Here is a 15,882-nt window from a genome sequence, read left to right as displayed (position 1 = left end):
AATTCGACAATGTCTTTGTACATCGTCTGGTGCGTCTCGCCAACACGCTGGCGCCTGCCCGATCTACCCGGCAAGCGCTACCAAGACTGGAAACTGCAGGACCCGCAAGGGCAGCCCATCGACACCGTCCGCGGCATCCGCGACGAGGTCGAGCAGCACGTCCGCGAACTGCTGAAGAGCCTCGAGATGGCGCCCGCATGAGCATCGATACCCGCGACACCAGCGTCCGCGGCGCCACCGCATGACCGCGACCACCACACCCGCCGAACGAATCCGCATCCCCGCCGCCGCAACCTTCCGCCCTGCTCTGGCCGAGTTCGTCGGCAGCGCCGGACTGACCGCGGTCGTCGTCGGCTCCGGAATCGCCGCCCAACATCTCTCGCCGAACGACACCGGACTCCAACTCCTCGAGAACGCCCTGGCGACCGCCCTGGGGCTGACGGTGCTGATCCTGGTCTTCGCCTCGAGCTCTGGCGCCCAGTTCAACCCGGTCGTCACCCTTGTCGACGCCGCCACCGGCGGTCGGCCCTGGCGCGACCTCTGGTCGTACGTGCCCGCCCAGGTCCTTGGCTGCCTCGCCGGCGCGATGCTAGCGAACTTGATGTTCGAGCAGCCCGCTGCAAGCTGGAGCAGCACCGAGCGGGCGACGCCGGCACATCTCCTCGCGGAGGTCGTTGCCACCGCCGGGCTGATCCTGGTCATCTTCGTCCTCGCCCGGACCGGCCGCGGCGCGCTCATCGCCCCGGCGGTCGGCGCGTACATCGGCGCCGCCTACTGGTTCACCAGCTCCACCAGCTTCGCCAACCCCGCCATCACCATCGGCCGCACCATCACTGATACCTTCGCCGGAATCGCACCCGACAGCGCACCCTGGTACATCGCCGCCCAGCTCGTCGGAGCGGCGCTCGGGCTTGTCGCCATAAAAGTGTTTGCTCCACGACCGTGACCCGGAAAAGCTGACCACCCCACGTCTTCTCGAAGCTTGCTATGGAGTAGCGGCCCAGCCGATCTCGCAGGAGATAAGCCGGCCGCAGGCGTCGGAGATCGACTGAAATTTCCCCTGGGTCACTGCGCACCCAGCGGCCGGTGGCGTTGTCGCCGATGACCGCAATCGCGAGACCCACGGCTATCATGTTGTTCCATGAATCAGTGGAATAACCGCGAGCTCGACAAGCTCTCCGTCTACGACTCGCTGGCGGATGTGATTCGCGCGTTGGGGAACGCGCGGCGTCTCGAACTGGTGGAGTTGCTGGCGCAGGGTGAGCATTCGGTGGACGCGCTGGCTCGGATGTCGGGGATGGGTGTGACGACGGTGTCCGCCGCTCTGCAGACGCTGAAACAGGCCGGGTTGGTGAAGACGCGGCGGGAGCGGACGACGGTCTGCTACCGGTTGGCAGGTTCGGATGTGGCTGTGTTGTATCTGGTGGCCAAACGGGTCGGGTTACTGCGGTATCCGCAACTGCGGGAGTCGTTGGCCGACTATATGGAGGCGGCGCCGGCCGGTGCCGGGGTGCCGTTGATCGATCCGGCGGCGGTGACGCAGGGGATGACGGTAATCGACGTGCGACCACGGCAGGAGTACGAGGCGGGGCACTTCCCGGGTGCGGTATCGATCCCGTTGCAGGAGCTCCGCGATCGGCATTCGGAGGTTCGGCGCACCGGGGTGGTCGTCTATTGCCGGGGCGAGTTCTGTCGCATGGCCCGTGAAGCAGCCGTGTTCCTTCGCGAGCAAGGCGTAGATGCAGCGGCGATGGAGGAGGGCGTGATCGAGTGGCGGGCTGCGGGGGTGTACGACCTTGAGAACATCGCCTGACGCGTCCGCGTTCGCGCGCTCGATCGCGTCGGATGACAGTGTGCGGGGCGCTGTCCAGCGACGCACCCTCACGGTCGTCGTCGTCAGCCAGATCCTTGGCGGCGCCGGGCTGGCTGCCGGGGTGACGGTCGGTGCGCTGCTGGCGCAGCAGATGCTCGGCACTGACAGTCTCGCCGGGGTGCCGACCGCGCTGTTCACTCTCGGTTCGGCGCTGGCAGCGTTCCTGGTCGGACGATTCAGTCAGCGCTGGGGGCGCCAGGTGGGGTTGGGGCTCGGGTTCGCGGCTGGCGGCATCGGCGCGATCGGCGTCGTGGTCGCGGCCGTGACCGGTAGTGTCCCGCTGTTGTTCATCGCCCTGTTCATCTACGGCGCCGGGACCGCGACCAATCTGCAGGCGCGCTACGCCGGCACCGATCTCGCGCTGCCCGCTCAGCGCGGAACCGCGGTCAGTGTGGCGATGGTGTCCACCACTGTCGGAGCCGTCGCCGGTCCCAACCTCGTCGACCCGCTGGGCGGATTGGCGCAGTCGCTGGGGATCCCGGCCCTTGCCGGACCCTTCCTGCTTGCCGCCGTCGCTTATCTCGCGGCGGGGATCGTGCTGTTGTCCCTGCTGCGGCCCGACCCCCTTCTGGTCGCACGGGAGCTCACCGCATCTGCCCAGGCTGCGCATGAGCCCGGCCTGCTGCCGCGCCCGCGATCAGGCGTGTTCGTCGGGGCGACCGTGATGGTTCTAACGCAGGTGGCGATGGTGGCGATCATGACCATGACGCCGGTGCACATGCGCGCCCACGACTTCGGGATGAGTGCGGTAGGCCTCGTCATCGGTATTCACATCGGCGCCATGTACTTGCCGTCCCTGGCTACGGGCATCCTGGTCGATAAGGTCGGGCGCACGCCCATGGCGATCACCGCCGGAGTCACACTGCTGTTGGCTGGCATCGTCGCTGCGCTCGCCCCTGGCGACGCCCTGGGGCTGCTGATCCTTGCCCTGGTCCTGCTCGGCCTGGGCTGGAACTTCGGGCTGATCGCCGGCACAGCTCTCGTCGTCGACGCGACGGATCCGGCGAGCCGGGCGCGTACCCAGGGCACCATTGATGTGCTGATCGCACTCGCGGGCGCGGGTGGGGGTGCGGCTTCTGGCATGGTCATGGCCGCGACTGACTTCAGCACCCTGTCGCTGGCCGGCGGAATCCTGGCACTCCTGCTCATTCCCGTGCTGCTGTGGGCACGATGCAGCAGCCGAGAGACGAGCAGTCTCTAGGCGCCGCTATGGCACGTGCAAACGCAAGATCCGGGCCGACCTGAAACGGTATCTCGCACGCCAGCTGTTTCATCACCCGAACCGGTGATGGCCTGACCACCAGGCGGGCGGCCGCGGTTGCGAGTGGTCAGGCGTATCCGCGCCGCCGGAGCATCTTGGCGGACTTGGCGAGGTCCTCCTCCGACGGGATTGAAATCGAGGGCGTTCGCGTACCGGGCGATGATGTTGAACAGCGCCGCGACGGCGGCAGCATCTTCGAGGTCTGCGGGGCTGACCCCGGCGGCGACGGCGGCCCTTGCATCGGCAGGCGCGACTGTCTCGGGTTGGCGGGTCAGTTCCTCGATGAAGGTGAGCGCTGCGGCCAGTCGTGGGGATATCGGCGCGGTGCGGTGGTCGTTGATGACGGCGTCGACGGTGCCGCGGTCGATTCCGTGCACGGAGATCGCTCCGTGCGCGCCGACACAGAACAGGAATTGATTCCACGACGCAACCGCAGCGGCCATGAGTTCGCGTCCACTCTCGCTCCACCCGCTAGGACCGCGCATCGTTCGTTGGGTCCACTCGCCCAACGCGGGGCCGGCGAAGTCTTGGTCATAGAACGCGACTCGTGCGGCGTCCGGCAAACGCATGCCCGATACTCGGGAGATCATCCCGATCAGTGCCCGGTGGCGCAGCGTGTCACCCCGGTCGATCTCAGGAAGACGCATCGCCGGCCTTTCGGATCGCGTCCTCGGCGACCTGCCAGCGCTCCAAACCGCGCCAATCGCGGACGCGAGGACCAGCTCGAACGCTTCCTTCTGCGACCCGGCATCCACACGGACCGCGTCCACTTGCGCGTCCGTTACCCGTGACGAATCGTCCCGAACCTGCAGGGTCAGGTCAGAGTATGGGGCGGGTGCCTTTCGCGGTGGCGTCCCGTTGTGTGGATGCTCCTATTGCTGTCAAGTGGCCTGTTTGGTTTCGAGTTGAGCGAGGGCGAGGTTGGCGTGTTGTTCGAGTTCGGGGTCGACGCGGGTGCCGATCTCGAGTCGTCGTAGCCGCTGGTAGGGGACGCCGAGCGTTGCGGCGAGGACACTGATGGGTGTGCCGATCGCCTGTCGGCGTGCACGGAGCTCGCGTCCGACCGGGTTGTCGGTGGCGGGGTTGAGCAGGGTGGCATAAACCTCGTTCGCGATGTGTCGTTTCAGGCAACGCATGATGTCGCGGTCGGTGAGTTTCTCCGCTCGGCGCCGTTCGAAGTAGGCCATTGTGCGGGGCTCACGGTGTCGCATGCGCAGGAGCACGATGCGATGCAGGGCGGCGTTCGCGTGCCGGTTCCCGCCGCGAGAGAGCCGGTGCCGGGTGCGTTGCCCGGAGGAGGCAGGGATCGGGGCGACACCGGCGAGTGCTGCGAAGCTCGCCCTGGTGCCCAGCCGCTCTGGGTTGTCGCCGGCGGCGACCAGGAGCGTCGCGGCGGTGACCGGGCCGATTCCGCTCAGCGACAGCGGCGTGGGGTTGACCCCTCGGACGAGGACGTCCAACTGCTGCGCGATGAGGTCGATCTCGGCTTGCATCGTGAGGTGCCGGACTGCGAACCGCCGCAGCGTCTGTCGGGCGACGACGTTCGGATCAGGCGACGCGGTCGTTCCAGGTCTGGTCCTGGCGAGCGTGGTCACCAATCGCTGCCCGTTGAGGTGCCGGAACGCCTGGCGCACCAGCTCGGGCGCGGTAATCAACAGCGCATGGATCTGGTTCATCACCTGCGCCCGCGCCTTCGCTGCGGAGCGTCGCTCTGCCAGCAGGATCCGCATCGACTCGACCGTTCCGTCACCAGACTTCGGGATCGCGGTGTCGGTTCTGGCCAGGACGGCGACCGCTGCCTGGTGCGCGTCGAGCGGGTCGGACTTGCCCTGACGCCGCCGGGCTTGCCGGTCCTGCCGTGCGACTTCCACGACGGTGAGCACTGCCGCTTTGAGCGCGCGTGCCAGACCAGCCCCGTAGGAGCTGGTGCCTTCGACACCGATGCTCCCGACGTCGCCGTGCTCGTGGAGGAACGCAATGACCTGTGCATAGCCGCGGCCGTCTGCGCGGAACTCTCGGTCCGCGACATGCATGCCGACGAGATCCAGAATCGCGACATGATGCGTGTTCTTGTGCGTGTCGACGCCCGCGACCAACTCAGCCGGGGAACACGGGTTGGTGAGCGGCGGGTCGAGTGTCATCGGGACTGCTGAACGGATAGGTGACACCTGATCTGTGGTGCCGTTGGCATCGCTGGGAGGATGTCATCATGCCGAAGCCTTATCCCCGCGAGTTCCGTGAGGACGTTGTCGCGGTTGCTCGTGATCGTGGTCCGGGGGTGCCGTTGCGGAAGATCGCGGCGGACTTCGGGATCAGCGAGACCTGTTTGCAGAACTGGATGCGTCAAGCCGATGTGGAGGCGGGCGCCCGGCCCGGGGTCACGAAGGCCGAGGCCGACGAGCTGCGGGAGGCGAAGAAGCGGATCCGTTTGCTGGAGCAGGAGAACGAGGTGTTGCGGAAGGCGGCGGCGTATTTGTCGCAGGCGAACCTCAAACTCGGGGGCTCCCCAAGATGATCTACCCGCTCGTCCGCGAGCTGGCCGTAGGCGGCATCGCCGTCGCGGTGACGTGCCGGGTGTTGAAGATCGCGCGCCAACCGTTTTACCGCTGGGTGGCAGAGCCTGTTTCTGAGCGGGCGTGGGATCAGGCTCACCTGGTCAACGCTTTGCGGGACGCGCATGGGGAGGACCCGGAGTTCGGGCACCGGTTCCTCGCCGACGAGGTCCGCGACGCCGGCTTCACGGTGTCGGACCGGACCGCGTGGAGACTCTGCTCGGAGAACGGGGTGTTCTCGGTGTTCGGGCGCAAGCGCGGTAAGAACGGCAAGGCCGGCCCGCCCGTGTTCGATGACCGTGTCCAACGCTCTTCTCCGCTCCCGCGGTGAACGAACTGTGGTTGACCGACATCACCGAGCACCACACCGCCGAGGGCAAGCTCTATCTCTGCGCGGTCAAGGACGTCTGCTCCAACCGGCTCGTCGGCTACTCGATCAGCGACCGGATGCGCTCGAGCCTGGCCGTCCAAGCCATCGAGAACGCCGTCGCCCGCCGCGGCGAGGTCGTCGGCTGCGTGGTTCACAGCGATCGAGGAAGCCAATTTCGCAGCCGGCGTTTCGCCAGCGCTCTTCACCGCCACGGCCTGATCGGATCGATGGGCCGCGTCGGCGCTGCCGGTGACAACGCAGCGATGGAATCCTTCTTCGCCCTGCTTCAGAAGAACGTCCTGAACCGGCGCTCGTGGCGCACCCGGCAAGAACTGCGCATCGCGATCATCACCTGGATCGAACGCACCTACCACCGACGCCGCAGGCAAGCCCGCCTCGGCCGTTTGACCCCGATCGAGTTCGAGACGTTCATGAACCAGAACCTGGCCCTCGCGGCCTAACCGAAACTGTCACCTAAACGCTCAGCAGTCCCATCCTCGTCATAGACGGGATTTCCTTCCAACGGTGATGAACGTCACCGCGGGTCGGGTAGGTGCAGACAGCACAAAGGTGAGACGACTTCCCGGTCAGGCTCCTATCAAGTCATGTTCCCCGCCCGGCCCGCAGCGACCCCGGCGTCGACGGACAGATCCACAAAAAGACAGCCGCGAACGGCGTCCGTGTAATTTCGAGTCACGCCGGAGCCGAATCCATCATCTCTGTGAAGTTTCTCGACGCCGTTGCGGGATCAGCTGTTGTGATTATGCCGCAGCGAGTTCGGGGATTGCCACCTCCTCGGGTTCGACGTTCAGCAGCTTCATCGAGTGTTCGCTGAAGTAGCGGCGGTCGGCGCCGTCCCAATCGTCGTGCTGCTCGATCAGGACATGCCCGGCCAGGCGCAGTAGGGCGGCGGGGTTGGGGAAGGTGCCGACCGGGCTGCAACCGATCCCGTTCGTCGCAAAGGCGTCATCCGCGGACCCTTGGTCGGCCATGCGTTCGTTCACACCGTCATCGATGACCACTCCCGGGTCGCCCTGGCAGGGTGGGTGTCGACCGTATTGCCGCTGCTATGACTCATTGACAAATTGACCCCGCGAGGGTGTCCTACCTATGAAGTGTCTGGCGGCGGCAGGTGGACGGCGCCGACCCAGCCCACCCCGGTGGCTTGATCAGAAGCATGTCCGACCCGTGCGGTCGTGACCCGTCACAGTAGTGCCCCCAGGTGATTCTTCACCGGGCCGGCGCCGACCGTTCGCGGTCAGAACAACCGTCGTCTCAACGAGAGGAATCCCGATCGCGTGGATACCATTGTCGCCCAGTCACGCCCCTATGTCATTGGCGTGGACACCCACGCCCGCACGCACACCTATGCGCTACTTGCTGCCTCCGGCTCCCACGTCGGCACTGAGACCTTCCCGAACACCCCAGCTGGCCGCTCTCGGGCTATCACAGGGGCCGGTCGCCGCACCGGCGGTGAGGCCGATGTGTTGTGGGCGATCGAAGGAGCTGGCAGTTATGGCGCGCAGCTCGCCCGCGCGGTCACAGCCACCGGTTACGCGGTAGTTGAAGCCCCACGAGTGAACACTCGCGCCCGACGCGGCATCGGCAAATCCGACCCGCTCGACGCAGCCGCGATCGCTGCCACCGTGCTCGCGCTTCCGATCGACCGGCTGAGCACCCCACGGCAGGACGAAGGCGTCCGCGCTGCCACCCAGATTCTCCTGACCGCCCGAGATGGTCTGGCCAGCGAACGCACCAGAGCAGTCAACACTCTCACTGCACTGCTGCGCACCATCGATCGCGGCATCGACGCCAGAAGAGCTCTCAGCGCCGCCAAGATCACCGAGGCGTCGCGGTGGCGTGCTCGAGAAGAACCCTCCACACAGCTACCGCCCGGGTCGAAGCGATCCGGCTCGCGAAGCGGATCGTCGAACTTGACTCGCAACTCGCGGAGAACATTGCGCGGATCAAAGAGCTCGTCGAGGCCAGCCCAGCAGCCGAATTACTCGAACGGACCGGCATCGGCGCGGTCACCGCTGCGACCGCGCTGGTCGCCTGGTCTCATCGCGGAAGAGTCAAGAGCGAGGCCGCCTACGCCTCCATAGCCGGCGTCAACCCGATCCCAGCCTCCAGCGGCAACACCACCAGACACCGCCTCAACCGCGGCGGCGACCGCCAACTCAACCGGGCGCTCAACGTGATTGCCATGGTCCGGATAATCCACGACCCCGAAACCCGCGCCTACGTCGAACGGCGTCGAGCTGACGGCAAAACCGATCGCGAGATCCGCCGCATCATCAAGAGCTACCTCGCCCACAGCATCTACCGCCACCTCAACACCGCATCGACCACGAAAATAGGGGTTGACGAGATATAGAAGCTTCATAGAGCATCCACACAACGGGACGCCACCCCTCTCAAGGTCGATTAAGGAGCGGCGTCAGGGTTCAAATTCCCCGCTCGGCGTCCTCTAGCCCGAGAAATCCGTTGATTTCGGGCCCCAAGGCCTGCGCCCGCGCTGAGGCGTGTCGTAGTGGCCGGCTGTCGGGATCTAGGATCAGAAGCTGTCCGGGACTAGCGAACCACCAATAGTACGGACGATCGCAGCCGTCAGTCGCTGAGCGACCTCACGCTTCCCCGCTTGACCGTGATGATGGGGATCGGGAAACGCGAAGCCCGTATGGGGTCGAGCAAGTCGTCTGTGATGCCGGCAGTGAAGTCGTTGATGTCCAAAACACGGAACAGTGCCTCGCGTCCGAATTTCGAGCTGTCCGCGACGAAGAAGGCGGAGCCGGCGATGGCGCGCATGGTTCGGTGCAGTTCCAGTTCGTAACTGGAATTGTTGAAGATTCCGTCTTCGTTGACTGTGTCCGCGCCAAAGATCGCGACATCTACCCGGAGGTGCTCCAGCTGCTGGACGGACGACGGCCCCCAGAGGGCGAAGGCGTTCGGAAGCAGCTCGCCGCCAATCATTACGAGGTGCGCTGAGCGATTCGCGGCGATGGTGTTTCCGATGCGCAGATCGTTTGTGACGACTGTCAGACGGTCTGCCTTCAGGTGGCGAGCCACCTCGAGGGTGGTCGACCCGCCTGCCAGCAAGACGGTCTGCCCGACAAGCACACGTTCAGCCATCGCCTTGCCGATAGCTTCCTTTTCTGGCTGGTGAAGCGACTGCTTGAGCGCTGACGAATCGGCTTCGCGAATCGGAAACGCACCGCCGTGTGTGCGCTGGACCATCTCGAGCCGCTCGAGTTTTTCGAGGTCGCGGCGAATTGTGGCGGTGCTGACGCGGAAGCGCGCTGCCAGCTCCGGCACCGACTGGAAACCTGATCGCTGGAGGTGCTCGATGATGTCGGAATGTCGTGTCATGTCGGCTGCTCTCGTGAATTCTCATGCAAACCTACCAGCGCCGCGGCTGATCGCAAATGTGCGGCATGCGCAGGATGATGTTCATAAACGGTCAGTTTATGTTGACTTTCGCGCATGACGTGATTAGATTCTGTCCAGCACCGAATGAGAACGATCCGAATCTCTTGACGTTGCGATCACACGTCGCCCCGTCGGTGGGTGCTCGGCCAGGCGATCGCCCAGAGCGGCCATGCCTGGACGGGAGCCTATAGAGGGCCAAATTCATACAAAGGAGTACGTAATGTGTAAAAAGAGATTGCTGATCGCTGCCGCGGTCTTGGCGTCTGCCTCCATCGGGCTCGCGGCTTGCAGCGGCACTGGTGCCGCGGCAAGCGGCGGCGGGTCGCACCTGCTGGGGATTGTCTCGATCGCATCGGGCATCGACTTGAACGACAATGCGACCAAGGGGGCTACCCAAGCCGCGGAGGCGGCCGGCTGGAAGGTGCAAGTCGTCGACGCTCAGGGCGATGCGTCCAAGGCCAACGCCGCCATCACGAACTTCGTTAACAAGGGCGCCACCGCCATCATCACCCACGTGTTCCCTGCCACGTCACTGGGAAGCGGACTCGCTGCAGCTCAGGCAGCGGGAGTGCCCGTCGGCTCATGGGGTGGCGGCAAGGGGCCGGGGATCGTCGTGGACACTGTGACCCCGCTCGGCAAACCGAGTGCTGAAGCGATGGTCGCCGACATGGGAGGCAAGGGAAGCATTCTCGCCCTGACTTACCACGGTGGTCAGCTCTGCATCGACCGCGAAACCGCTCTCGACAAGGTTCTCGCGGCGCACCCCGGAATCACGGTCACCAAGGAAGAAGTGTCGATCCCCGGATTCCTCCAGCAAGGTGCACAGTATGCGAACGCCTGGCTGAGCAGCCACCCGGCCGGCACGGGACCCCTTGCCATCTGGGGTTGCTGGGACGACCCGACCCTCGGCGCGATCTCCTCGCTCGAGCAGCAGAACCGGACCGACGTGCTGACCTACGGGATCCAGGGGTCCAAGACGGCGATCGCGGCTATCCAGTCGGGGAAGCTGTCGGCGACGGCCTTCGAGGACGGAATCAAGGAGGGGAAGGACATCTTCGCTGCGCTGGCCAAGTCTGTCGCGGCCGGCGGTAAGGGCACGCCGGTCACCATCACCGAGTCCGGCCAGATCATCAGGAAGCCGGACCTAGCCGCGTTCCTGAAGGCGCATCCCGAGTTCAACTGACACCGGCTCCGCTGGATCCACCTTCGACGAAAGCACGGCCATGACCCACACGACTGCGAAGCCGTTCATCCGATTCACCGATGTGAGCAAGTCCTTTGGGGGAGCACATGCTCTTCGTGACGTGTCATTCGACATTCGGCCGGGCACCGTCCACGGTCTCGTCGGAGCGAACGGGGCAGGCAAGTCCACCCTCATCCGCTGTCTGGCTGGGGTCAACCAGCCGGACAGCGGATCAATCGAGATCGACGGCGAACCCGCCGACATCACGGGCCCAGAGCGGGCAGCTGAGCTCGGTCTCGCCTTCATCCACCAAGAGATGAGCCTCATTCCGGGTTGGGACGTCCTTCAGAACATGGCACTAGGCATGCCGCTGTCGACCCGGGCCGGAATGATCGACTGGCGCGCCGCGCGTGTGAAGGCGACCGCTGTCGCCGAGCGAGTGGGCTTCGACTTTCCGCTGACTAAACAGGTGGACGAGCTGAGCACGGCCGAGAAATGGTTGGTACTGATCGGCCGTGCCCTGATGCTGAACGCCCGGATGATCGCGATGGACGAGCCGACGGCCTCACTGTCCGCGCGCGAAGCCGGCCGGCTGCACGAGATCATCCGTGACCTGGTCCGCGGTGGCACCACCGTCATCTTCGTGTCGCACCGGCTGGATGAAGTTACCGACCTCTGCGACGACATCACCATCTTCCGAGACGGCACCGTCACGCGACGGATCGTCGGCGAGCGGCTCATCAAGGCCGACCTGGTGTCGGCGATCGCGGGAAAAACTGTCGACATCGCAGAGCACGGTCGGACTCCTCCTACCCAGGGCGCCGAAGTCCTGCGCCTCGAGCACGTCGGCGACGGCCGAATAGTGCGCGATGTGTCGCTGACAGTGCACGCCGGCGAGATCGTCGGAATCGGAGGCCTCGTCGGCGCGGGCCGTAGTGAACTGGTCAAGGCGGTGTACGGTGCTTCACGGTTCAGCAGAGGAGTGGCTTATCTGCGGGGCCGGCGGTTCGCCTTCCGTCATCCGGCGGAAGCCGTCGCCGCGGGGTTCGGGATCGTGCCGGAAGAACGCCGGACCGAAGCTCTCTTCCTCGACGAGTCGTTGGCGTTCAATATCAACCTCCCCCGCCTGAATTCGTTGTCGGTGAACAGGCTGATGCCGATTGTACGGATCCGGTCGGGTCGCATCCGAGCTCAAGCCGTTGCCGACCGCGTGACGGTGAAGGCCGCCAGCGTGGGGACTCACGCAGGCGCGCTGTCGGGTGGCAACCAGCAGAAGGTCGTCATCGCGCGTTGGCTGATCGACCCACCCCAGGTGCTCATCCTCGACGAGCCCTCGCGTGGGGTGGATGTGGGCGCTCGCGCCGAGGTGCACGACGTCATCAGGATGCTCGCCGAAGGCGGGGCAGCAGTCCTGGTCGTATCGTCCGATAACGAGGAGCTCGTCGGTCTCTGCGACAAGGTGGTCGTCATGGCCGAGGGCCGGGTTGTCGGTGACCTCTCGGGCCCGGAGCTCACCACGGAGAACCTCGTCCACTTGAGTTTTGAAAACGATAAAGAAAGAGGGGACGCAGCATGAGCGTCGCTGAAACCGCAACGACGGACGAGACCACAGTTTCGCCTCGATCGACACGCGCACGACGGGCCATTCTGAATATCCTGTCCACGTACGGGACGCTCATCGCGATGCTCATCCTTATCGTGACTTTTAGCATCGCCGCCCCCGACGGTGAATTCCTGCGCCCCCTGAACCTGCTGGCGATTCTGAGTCAGTCCGCGCTTACCGCAATCATTGCTTGCGGTTTGACACTGGTTCTCGTCGTTGGACAATTTGATCTCAGCATCGGGTACACCGCCAGTTTCGCGGGCGTTCTCGTCACCGGGCTGATGACCAACCAGGGCATCCCGATTCCGGTGGCCATCCTCATTACCGTGGCTGCTGGGGCTCTCATTGGTCTGGTCAACGGATTCCTTGTCGCCAAAGCCGGAGTGAATGCTGTCGTCGCGACGCTCGGTGTCGGGACGGTGGTGGTCGGATTGAGCTTTGGCTACGGTGCAGGTCAGCCGATCGTGTCTCTGCCCGCCGCTTTCACATCGATCGCCCTCGGCAGAGCGGTCTTTGGAATCCCCAACCTCATCTGGCTCATGGTGATCGTGATCGCCGTTCTCTGGATCCTGTTGAACCGCACTCCGCTCGGATTCCGGCTGCAGGCCACTGGCGCGAACCGACACGCGGCAGTACTGGCCGGGGTGAGGACTGGCCGCGTGACGATCGCCGCCTTCGTGGTTGCCGGTATCTGCGCAGCCATTGCAGGAACGCTGCTGTCCTCGCAGCTCGGAAGTGGCATGGTGAGTTCCGGCGACGGCTACCTGCTCGATGCGCTGGCCGCGGTGTTCCTCGGATCCGCCACACTCAGGGACGGGAAGTTCCACATCCTCGGCACCCTGGTCGGCGTGCTCATCGTGAATATCGGTTTCAACGGGCTGGGCCTCGTGGGAACACCGACCTTCTTCCAATATGTCTTCAAGGGAGGCATCCTCGTCTTCGCTGTCGCCCTTGCCACCCTCGCCCGCCGCTTCTCGCGGGCATAGACGAAACACCCCAACCAGACGCAGCACGAAGGGACAGGAAAATGGGAATCAAGATCCACAACATCGTCACGGGTGAGCTCGAGAACATGCTCGTCGGGCACTTGCTCAACGCGGGCATCCATCCCGCTCACACACAGGAAGACGTGATGCCGGGTGGGTTCACCGCTGATCACGTGTCGCACTACGGCGTCGCCGCTGCAGGCGGTATGGTCCCCGTACCCGTGTGGCTCCTCGAGGGCACGGAGAAGAAGATCCTCATCGACACCGGTATTGGGGACGTCGACGAAATCATGGAGATGATGGAGCGCCACGGCGTCCCGACCTGGACGACCAAGTCTCCCGAACAGGACATCGTCACCGGTCTGGGCCGCCACGGCGTGAGCCCGGAAGACATCGACATCGTTGTCCTCTCGCACCTGCATTTCGACCACATCGGCAACAACCACCTCTTCACTAATGCGACGTTCCTGGTCCAGCGCTCCGAGATCGCCCAAGGACTAACGCCGCCAGCGTACTGCCAGTACTCCTACCCTGAGTACTCGTACAAAATCGCCGACGTGCGCGATCGCATCCAGATCCTCGAGGGCGACTACCTGATCGAACCGGGTGTGCGGCTGGTCAAGATCGGAGGGCACACGCCGGGAACCATGGTCGTCGTCATCGACACAGATGAAGGCCGCGTCGCGCTGGCCGGGGACATCATGTACAACTACAAAAACCTCGAACTGAACTGGCCGACCGGGTCGTTCTGGTCGCTGCAGGATCTGATGAGCGGTTACGACCGTTTGCATCAGGAAGCCGACATCATCGTGCCGGGCCACGACTGGGAATTCAACAAGCGCTACCCCAGCGGGACCCTCGGATAGTGACCGCGCATCAAAAGGTAAGGAAAAGCATGAGAAAAATCATTAATGAGCCCGCAGATTTCGTCGATGAGATGATCGACGGGATCCTGCTCGCCCACCCGGACAAGCTAAAGACGCCGGGGAGCGACAAGCGGGTCATGGTGCGAGCGGACGCACCCACCGGCCGTGTGGGAATCGTCACCGGCGGCGGGTCCGGACATCTACCGCTTTTCAAGGGCTACGTCGGAACCGGCCTCTGCTCGGGCGTTGCGATCGGCAACGTCTTTTCCTCGCCCTCGGCACAGCAATGTTTCGAAGCGGCCAAGGCTGTCGACGGCGGGGCGGGGGTGCTGTTTCTCTATGGCAACTACGGAGGCGATATCTTTAACTTCGACCTCGCCGTTGACCTCGCTGAGTTAGAAGACATCGAAACGCGCACAGTGCTCGGGCGCGATGACGTCGCAAGCCAGCCGAAGGAGCGCAAGCTCGACCGGCGCGGCGTAGCGGGAATCTTCTTCGCATACAAGGCGGCTGGAGCGGCAGCGGAGCGTGGTGACGACCTCGACACGGTGGCGCGAATCGCTGAAGACATCGTGGAGAACACGGCGACGATGGGGATCGGCCTCGGACCGACCATCCTGCCCACCACTGGCATGCCGAGTTTCGACCTGCCGGAAGGTGAAATGGAAATCGGTATCGGGATCCACGGCGAACCGGGAATCCACCGCGGCCCCCTCGAGACCGCGGACGAGATCGTCGAACACTTGTGGGCGCCGATCGTCGCCGACCTCGATCTCCAGGCGGGTGACCGGATCGCAGTCCTGGTGAACGGTCTGGGTGCGACCCCAGTCGAAGAACTCTACGTGATGTACCGCCGAGTCCACGCGACCGCCATGGAATTGAACGTGACGATCGAGAAGAACTACGTCGGCGAGTACGCAACTAGCCTGGAAATGGCCGGGGCGTCCGTGTCCGTCTTGAAGCTGAACGACGAGCGCCTCGCTCTGCTCGACGCGCCAGCCGAATCCCCGTTCATTCAGGAGGTCTGACCAGTGAATGCAGATCAACTAAACACTGCCATAAGCCGGGCCATGGCGGAAGTGAAGCAGTACTCCGACGAACTCCGTGACCTGGACACCGCCCTGGGAGACGGCGATCTCGGGATCACAGTGGCGCTCGGCGCCGACGCCATCATCGAGGCGCTCGCGAATGCTGTGCCCGGCACCTCCCTGGAGGACACCACACGCGCTTGCGCAAAAGCGTTTGCCAACGCCAACCCTTCGACGATGGCGGCACTCGTAGCGGGCGCCCTGCTTGCTGGGTCCAGACTGTTGGCCGGTCTCAGCGAGGTAACGACCGCCGATGCCAGTCGATTCACCCAAGCTGCAGCCGAGAACATCAGCAAGCGCGGCAAAGCGACAGTCGGGGACAAGACCATCGTCGATGCGCTCGTGCCGGCCGGAGCGGCGCTGGCCTCATCTGAAACAGCCTCCGTCGCACTCGAAAACGCGATAGAGGCTGCCAATCGCGCTGTCATCGACACCACCGCACTGCAATCCCGCCGCGGTCGTGCTTCCTGGCTTCAGGAACGCAGCATAGGGCTGCAGGATCCGGGCGCAACCGCATTCCTGCGTTTTCTGCAGGCCTGGAAAAAAGTGAACGGGTAAGCAATCACTCGCGCACCGGGGACCCCAGGGGCCGCGGGAGCAATCGATAGATGCGCCCGTCCCCGCTGAACTGCTCCCCCGGAGTTGGACTGAGAATTCAGTTCCGACTCCCG

Annotated in this window: 13 protein-coding genes and 3 pseudogenes; 12 read left to right on the top strand and 4 right to left on the bottom strand. The window is 64.5% G+C overall.

Annotated features, from left to right (window positions below):
- The first annotated feature begins 9 nt into the window (after positions 1–9).
- From ACRAWC_RS09140 to ACRAWC_RS09125, 4 genes are all read left to right on the top strand, one after another.
- Positions 10–201, top strand: a complete 192-nt coding sequence (locus ACRAWC_RS09140; RefSeq protein WP_431347432.1) for a hypothetical protein — start codon at positions 10–12, stop codon at positions 199–201.
- 40 nt (positions 202–241) lie between these two features.
- Positions 242–946, top strand: a complete 705-nt coding sequence (locus tag ACRAWC_RS09135) for an aquaporin (RefSeq protein ID WP_431347431.1) — start codon at positions 242–244, stop codon at positions 944–946.
- A gap of 195 nt (positions 947–1,141) precedes the next feature.
- Complete coding sequence (locus ACRAWC_RS09130) at positions 1,142–1,813, top strand: ArsR/SmtB family transcription factor (protein WP_431347430.1); 672 nt, start codon at positions 1,142–1,144, stop codon at positions 1,811–1,813.
- Positions 1,814–1,853: 40 nt separating this feature from the next.
- Complete coding sequence (locus ACRAWC_RS09125; protein ID WP_431347429.1) at positions 1,854–3,074, top strand: MFS transporter; 1,221 nt, start codon at positions 1,854–1,856, stop codon at positions 3,072–3,074.
- Here ACRAWC_RS09125 and ACRAWC_RS09120 read toward each other — a convergent pair.
- Positions 3,071–3,904 (bottom strand): carboxymuconolactone decarboxylase family protein, encoded by an 834-nt coding sequence (locus ACRAWC_RS09120; protein ID WP_431347428.1) that lies wholly within the window; start codon positions 3,902–3,904, stop codon positions 3,071–3,073. The two genes, ACRAWC_RS09125 and ACRAWC_RS09120, sit on opposite strands and share 4 nt — an antisense overlap.
- Positions 3,905–4,015: 111 nt before the next feature.
- The gene (locus ACRAWC_RS09115) at positions 4,016–5,230 is read right to left on the bottom strand and encodes an IS110 family transposase (protein WP_431347427.1); all 1,215 of its coding nucleotides are present in this window, start codon (positions 5,228–5,230) and stop codon (positions 4,016–4,018) included.
- 113 nt (positions 5,231–5,343) lie between these two features.
- Here ACRAWC_RS09115 and ACRAWC_RS09110 point away from each other — a divergent pair.
- Positions 5,344–6,517 (top strand): annotated as a pseudogene (locus ACRAWC_RS09110) (IS3 family transposase).
- Between the two features lie 300 nt (positions 6,518–6,817).
- Here the strand turns inward: ACRAWC_RS09110 and ACRAWC_RS09105 are convergent.
- A pseudogene (locus tag ACRAWC_RS09105) lies at positions 6,818–6,988 on the bottom strand (IS256 family transposase); the annotation flags it as partial.
- A 366-nt stretch (positions 6,989–7,354) separates the two neighbouring features.
- On the opposite strand from ACRAWC_RS09105, the pseudogene ACRAWC_RS09100 reads away from it, so the two are divergent.
- Positions 7,355–8,433: pseudogene (locus ACRAWC_RS09100) on the top strand (IS110 family transposase).
- A 233-nt stretch (positions 8,434–8,666) separates the two neighbouring features.
- Here ACRAWC_RS09100 and ACRAWC_RS09095 read toward each other — a convergent pair.
- Positions 8,667–9,425, bottom strand: coding sequence for a DeoR/GlpR family DNA-binding transcription regulator (locus ACRAWC_RS09095; RefSeq protein ID WP_431347426.1), 759 nt, complete (start codon positions 9,423–9,425; stop codon positions 8,667–8,669).
- A 280-nt stretch (positions 9,426–9,705) separates the two neighbouring features.
- On the opposite strand from ACRAWC_RS09095, the gene ACRAWC_RS09090 reads away from it, so the two are divergent.
- Genes ACRAWC_RS09090 through ACRAWC_RS09065 form a run of 6 tightly spaced genes read left to right on the top strand, consistent with a single transcriptional unit; the run spans position 9,706 to position 15,769 of the window.
- A complete protein-coding gene (locus ACRAWC_RS09090) occupies positions 9,706–10,668 on the top strand; it encodes a sugar ABC transporter substrate-binding protein (protein ID WP_431347425.1) in 963 nt (320 codons plus the stop codon).
- 40 nt (positions 10,669–10,708) lie between these two features.
- Positions 10,709–12,244: a sugar ABC transporter ATP-binding protein gene (locus ACRAWC_RS09085; RefSeq protein WP_431347424.1), complete on the top strand. Its 1,536-nt coding sequence runs from the start codon at positions 10,709–10,711 to the stop codon at positions 12,242–12,244.
- Positions 12,241–13,257, top strand: coding sequence for an ABC transporter permease (locus tag ACRAWC_RS09080; protein WP_431347423.1), 1,017 nt, complete (start codon positions 12,241–12,243; stop codon positions 13,255–13,257). Before ACRAWC_RS09085 ends, ACRAWC_RS09080 begins: the two co-directional genes overlap by 4 nt.
- Before the next feature lie 41 nt (positions 13,258–13,298).
- Entirely contained in the window at positions 13,299–14,123 is an 825-nt protein-coding gene (locus ACRAWC_RS09075; RefSeq protein ID WP_431347422.1) for an N-acyl homoserine lactonase family protein, read from the top strand.
- A gap of 29 nt (positions 14,124–14,152) precedes the next feature.
- The gene (locus ACRAWC_RS09070) at positions 14,153–15,151 is read left to right on the top strand and encodes a dihydroxyacetone kinase subunit DhaK (protein WP_431347421.1); all 999 of its coding nucleotides are present in this window, start codon (positions 14,153–14,155) and stop codon (positions 15,149–15,151) included.
- Positions 15,152–15,193: 42 nt separating this feature from the next.
- Entirely contained in the window at positions 15,194–15,769 is a 576-nt protein-coding gene (locus ACRAWC_RS09065; RefSeq protein ID WP_431347420.1) for a DAK2 domain-containing protein, read from the top strand.
- The last annotated feature ends 113 nt before the right edge of the window (positions 15,770–15,882 follow it).

It is taken from the genome of Leifsonia sp. L25 (assembly GCF_050632895.1).
This window is presented reverse-complemented; position numbering and strand designations above follow the sequence as displayed.

Coding starts and splice junctions, on each gene's coding strand:
- ACRAWC_RS09130 (WP_431347430.1), top strand. CDS start 1,142: ATGAATCAGTGGAATAACCGCGAGCTCGACAAGCTCTCCGTCTACGAC.
- ACRAWC_RS09085 (WP_431347424.1), top strand. CDS start 10,709: ATGACCCACACGACTGCGAAGCCGTTCATCCGATTCACCGATGTGAGC.
- ACRAWC_RS09095 (WP_431347426.1), bottom strand. CDS start 9,425: ATGACACGACATTCCGACATCATCGAGCACCTCCAGCGATCAGGTTTC.
- ACRAWC_RS09065 (WP_431347420.1), top strand. CDS start 15,194: ATGGCGGAAGTGAAGCAGTACTCCGACGAACTCCGTGACCTGGACACC.
- ACRAWC_RS09075 (WP_431347422.1), top strand. CDS start 13,299: ATGGGAATCAAGATCCACAACATCGTCACGGGTGAGCTCGAGAACATG.
- ACRAWC_RS09135 (WP_431347431.1), top strand. CDS start 242: ATGACCGCGACCACCACACCCGCCGAACGAATCCGCATCCCCGCCGCC.
- ACRAWC_RS09070 (WP_431347421.1), top strand. CDS start 14,153: ATGAGAAAAATCATTAATGAGCCCGCAGATTTCGTCGATGAGATGATC.
- ACRAWC_RS09090 (WP_431347425.1), top strand. CDS start 9,706: ATGTGTAAAAAGAGATTGCTGATCGCTGCCGCGGTCTTGGCGTCTGCC.
- ACRAWC_RS09140 (WP_431347432.1), top strand. CDS start 10: ATGTCTTTGTACATCGTCTGGTGCGTCTCGCCAACACGCTGGCGCCTG.
- ACRAWC_RS09080 (WP_431347423.1), top strand. CDS start 12,241: ATGAGCGTCGCTGAAACCGCAACGACGGACGAGACCACAGTTTCGCCT.